The following is a 4,912-nucleotide window of genomic DNA, read 5'->3' as shown; positions in this document are numbered from 1 at the left end:
ACTCAAGGGGGGGCATGGGACATGGGGAGGGCACGGGCTTTGGGCTGAGCGCGCGTCCGGCCGGCGCCTTCGTCATCCGCGGAGACAGGGTGTCGTGGCTGCCTGTCGTGGAGCCCACGCGCATCATCCTCGGCCTGCAGGTGCTGGCTGGCATCGCCCTGCTCGTCCACTCACTCACGCGGCAGCGTGGCCATGACCGTCACGTTTTCGCTGCCTAGAGAGGACATCACATCGCTGGCCGGACGCCGCCTACCAACAGCTCTCCCAAACCGTCAGGAACAAGCGAGCGGGAGTCGGGTCACGTGCCCTGGAATCGAAGCGCGACTTCCTTCAGGTGTGTTCGGCACATGAAGAGATAGGCCGTCCACACATCGCCCCAACTGGCATCCGTCACATCAGAGGGAGAGAGCTGCAGCAGCAGTTCCATCAGCTCCCCACAAACGGTGCATCGTGGTGTCTGGTCTGGGCCGTTCACCCAATTGGGATATCCGCCGAGCACGACCCCTCTGTTGCGTGAGTGGGGTTTCTCGCGGGCGTGGGTTAGCTCACTGGCGACTCGAGCCACCACGTGCCAGTTCTCCCACGCCTGCCGAGCACCGGAGTTTCCGGGGACTCGGTCCCAGAGCGGGGGACAGTGCACCTCGAACCCAACGTCATCAGGGAGCGATTGTTCGAGTCGTGGGGTCACGAATCGAGGCTCGAACTCTTGCCAGTGGTAGCCTTTGGAGGCATCCGGCTCCAGTCGGAGTTCGCATGCCTGGGAAGGCGAGAGCGACGGGTACGCCATCACCCGAAATCCTTCCCGCTCCTTGATTCCGTCCCGCGGCTTTTTGGGGTGCAGCGGGCCGCAGTCCCAGCAGTAGAAGAACGTGAAGAAGGCGATGCCGAGCGTGGGCGAGTGCCGAGCGTCTCGTACATGGTTCACCTGCGCAACGAAGCTCAGGAGATGGCCGCGGTCACAGATGGGCCACCGTTCGCCACCGCGCCCCGTGGGCACGCCACCGAAGCGCGTGGCAAGCAGCGAGTCGTCGCGGGAGGAAGCTCCCGGCACCAGCATCGTGCGCTGGCGAATCAACGGACGTAGCCATCGACCGACCTCGTCCGCGCTGAGGGCATCGATTTTGTCGCTCCGGGCCTTGGACATGGGCGGTGAACGTAGCCTGCCGGGCAGACGGAGCGAAGGCGCGCGGGCAATTGCATCCAGCCCCAACCGTGAGTCGCGGACGGACATCCACTCGCTTCTAGCGCAGCGCCGCGAGGGCCGCGCCGACCTTCGCCACCGTCACCGACACGGGCGTCGTCACCTCCGGAGCGAAGATGGCCACGCGGAGCTCCTCGAAGGCCCACCGCAGCTCCTGCGCCGCCTCCTGGTCACGCGCGGTGGTGGACCTGGCGAGGAAGGTCTCCCACAGGGGGAGGAAGGGCGCGGCCTTGCCTGCGTCCTTGGCGGGGTTCGCCACCGCACGCGCCAGCCGTGCCTGGGCCGCGCGGAGGTAGCGCGAGTAGTGCAGCAGTCGTACGAGGGGAATCCACTCGATGAGGTTCGCGGGGAACAACTGCCCGAGCTGCGAGCGGATGTCCCGCACGGCCGCCGCGCCGCTCGGCCCCTTGGAGGCCGCCTTGAGTGCGGCGAGCGTCGCAGCGAGCTCCGAGGAGGTGACGACGACGGCGTTCGCCCAGTCACGGGCCTCACGCTCGATGCGCGGTGAGCCCTCTTGGACCAGCGCCTCGAAGGCTGCCTTCGTGCGGGGCAGTGGCGCACCCGGTGCGAGCTTGAACGCATCGTCGACGCTGCGTGCGAGGACGAGCGCCTTGAAGGCGTCAGCCTTGCCCCGCGCGGGCGGCGCGCCGTCCAGGGTCGGGAAGGGGAGCGGCATGCGCGCGGCGCTGACGGCCACGTGTCCGCGCGCGGCGAGCATCAGGAGCCGGCGGACCCCCGTTCGCGTGGCCGCGTCGGCGGCGGCGGAGGTCTCGAGCAGCACCAGGTCCACGGCAGCGCCCCGGTCGACGAGCGCGGGATAGCTGCGGACCTCGAGCCCACCGATCCGCCGGGTAACAAAGGGGGGCAGCTCGCCGAAGGTCCAGGCCGTCAGCCCCTTGCGCTCCCAGTCCGCAGTCGGTGCCACGCTGCGCAGCGCCGCCCGTGCATGTCCCCCGTGCTGCTCGAGCAGCGCGTCGGCGTCGCGGCTGCGTGCGAGCTCCTTTCCCCGCTCGTCGAGCACCCGGAGCGTGATGCGCAGGTACGGTGGCACGGCATCCGCCCGGAAGGACTCCTCGGGCACGTCCACGCCGCACAGCCGTGACACCGCACGCGCGAGCGCGGGAATCATCGGCCCGCGGAAGGGCACCAGTTCCTTTTCGAGGCGGTCGACCAGGGCCGGCACCGGCCCCAGTTGCTTGCGCAGGGCGCGGGGAACCTGATCGAGCAGGGCGGTGAGCTTCTCCCTCTGCCACCCGGGGATGGTCCAGTCGAGCTCACCTGGGACGAGCTGCGCGAGCAGCAGCAGCGGCACGCTCAGGGTGATGCCGTCGTCATCGGCCGAGGGGTCGAAGGTGTACGTCACCGGTACGGACGCGCCGTGCAGGGTGATGGAGTCCGGGTAGTGCGCCGGGGACAGGCCCGGGTCGTGCGAGAGGGCATCCTCCATCGAGAGGATGAGCACGTCGGGGTCGGCCGCCTCGGCCTTGCGGCGCCAGGCCTCGAAGCCCGCTCCGTCCGTCACGTCCGCCGGGACGCGCTGGTCGAAGAACGTCAGCAGCGCCTCGCTGTCGAGCAGCTCGCTGCGCCGGGCCTTGTCCCGCAGGCGCGCCACGCGATCGAGCACCTCTTGGTTCTCCTCCTGGAACGCCCCCCGGGTGCGGTACTCGCCGCGCACCAGGGCATGCTCGAGGAACATCAGCCGTGCCCGGGCGGGGTCCATGCTGGACAGGGACACGGGGCGCTCCTTGAAGACCTGCAGCCCGAAGAGGGTCGCGTTCTCCTTCACGATGGCGCGCGCGGACTTCTCCGACCAGTGCGGTTCGGAGTAGCTGCGCTTGAGCAGGTGGGGGGCCGCCGACGCGAGCCACTCCGGTTCGAGCTTCGCCACCGTGCGCGCGAACAGCTGGGTCGTCTCCACGAGCTCGAACGCCATCGCCCAGGCAGGGGGCTTCTTCGAGAGCGCCGACGAGGGATGGACCATGAAGCGCGTCTGCTTCGCGCCCGTGTAGTGGCGCTGCTCCGGATTCCACTGGCCGATGCGGGACAAGAGCCCGGTGAGGAGCGCCTGGTGCAGGACGTCCCCGCGCGCCGGGGCGCCCCGGCCCTTGCGAGGCAGGCGCAGCTCGCGGACGGTCTCCTCGAGCTGGCGCTGGACGTCTCGCCACTCGCGCACCCGCAGGAAGGACAGGAAGTTGTCCCGGCACACGCGCCGCAGATGGGACGTCCCGCGCTCCTCGGCCTCGCGCACGAACGCCCACAGCTTGAGCAGCCCCGTGAAGTCCGAGTGCTCGTCACGGAAGCGCCGGTGCAGCTCGTCCGCCTTCTGCGCGAGCTCCCGTGGCCGCTCGCGCGGGTCCTGCAGGTTGAGCGCCGCGGCGACGATGAGCACCTCGTCCACGCACCCGTACTCGGCGCCGGCGAGAATCATCCGCGCGATGCGCGGGTCCACCGGGAAGCGCGCGAGCTGGTGCCCGAGCGGCGTCAAGGTGCGCTCCTTGCCCTCGATGGCCCCGAGCTCCTCGAGCACCCGCCAGCCCTCGGCGATGGCCCTCGGCTGGGGCGGGTCGAGGAAGGGGAAGTCCTCGACGTCACCGAGGCCGAGGGACTTCATCCGCAGGATGACCCCCGCGAGCCCGGTGCGTTTGATCTCCGGGTCGGTGAAGGCGGGCCGCGTGGTGAAGCTCACCTCGTCGTAGAGGCGCACGCAGATGCCCTCTCGCACGCGGCCGCAGCGCCCCTTGCGCTGGTCGGCGCTGGCCTGGGAGACCGGCTCGATTTGCAGGCGAGTGGTGCCCGAGCGTGGGTCGTAGCGCGACAGGCGCGCCACCCCCGTGTCCACGACGTACACGATGCCCGGGATGGTGATCGACGTCTCCGCGACGTTGGTGGCGAGGATGACCCGTCGCTGGGGGATGGTGGCGAAGACGCGCGACTGCTCGGAGGCCGACAGGCGCGAATACAGGGGCTGCACCACTGTGCCGCGGAGCTCGCGCGCGTTCAGGGCATTCTCGGCCTCGCGGATCTCCCGCTCGCCAGGGAGGAACACGAGCACGTCCCCGTCCGGGTCGAGCGAGAGCACGTTCGCCACCGAATCGGCGACGGAGTCGGCGAGCTCGTCGTCCTCGGGGGGCGGCTCATAGAGCACGTCCACCGGAAAGGTACGGCCCTCCACCTGGATGACGGGAGCGCCCCCGAAGAACTGTGAGAAGCGCTCGGTCTCGATGGTGGCCGAGCTCACCACCACCTTGAGGTCGGGGCGTCTGGGGAGGATGCGCCTGAGCCACCCGAGCAGGAAGTCGATGGTGAGGCTGCGCTCGTGGGCCTCGTCGAGCACGATGGTGTCGTAGCGGCTCAGCAGCGGGTCGCTGTGGATCTGCGCGAGCAGCACGCCGTCGGTCATGAACTTCACGGCCGTCCGCCGGGTCGAGCGGTCCTCGAAGCGGATCTGATAGCCGACGTCCGTACCCAGCTCCGTGCCGAGCTCGCGAGCCACGCGCGCCGCCACGCTCGTCGCGGCGATACGCCGGGGCTGGGTGACGCCAATCTGGCGCGGGCGGCCGCGCCCCATGGCGAGCAGGATCTTCGGCAGCTGCGTCGTCTTCCCCGAGCCGGTGGCCCCCGCGACGATGACCACCTGATGGGCGGAGATGGCCGCGGTGATGTCCTCCACCCGGCTCGAGATGGGGAGCTCGGGGGGGAAGCGCAGGGTGG

2 protein-coding genes and 1 pseudogene are annotated in these 4,912 nt (G+C 69.8%); 1 reads left to right on the top strand and 2 read right to left on the bottom strand.

Going from position 1 to position 4,912, the window contains the following annotated elements; translation table 11 throughout:
* Positions 1–218, top strand: a pseudogene (locus D7Y15_RS42280) (hypothetical protein); the annotation flags it as partial.
* Positions 219–298: 80 nt separating this feature from the next.
* Here the strand turns inward: D7Y15_RS42280 and D7Y15_RS42275 are convergent.
* A complete protein-coding gene (locus D7Y15_RS42275; RefSeq protein ID WP_158629215.1) occupies positions 299–1,144 on the bottom strand; it encodes a DUF1963 domain-containing protein in 846 nt (281 codons plus the stop codon).
* 97 nt (positions 1,145–1,241) lie between these two features.
* Positions 1,242–4,912, bottom strand: a 3,671-nt coding sequence (gene hrpA / locus D7Y15_RS42270; protein ID WP_233605303.1) for an ATP-dependent RNA helicase HrpA, incomplete at its 5' end; no start/stop codon positions are given.

This window comes from Corallococcus sp. AB030, assembly GCF_003668965.1.
In the GTDB taxonomy this organism is placed as follows: Bacteria; Myxococcota; Myxococcia; order Myxococcales; family Myxococcaceae; genus Corallococcus; species Corallococcus exiguus.
The sequence above is the reverse complement of the archived record's forward strand: the minus strand, read 5'-3'. Positions and strand labels throughout refer to the sequence as shown.

Coding starts and splice junctions, on each gene's coding strand:
- D7Y15_RS42275 (WP_158629215.1), bottom strand. CDS start 1,144: ATGTCCAAGGCCCGGAGCGACAAAATCGATGCCCTCAGCGCGGACGAG.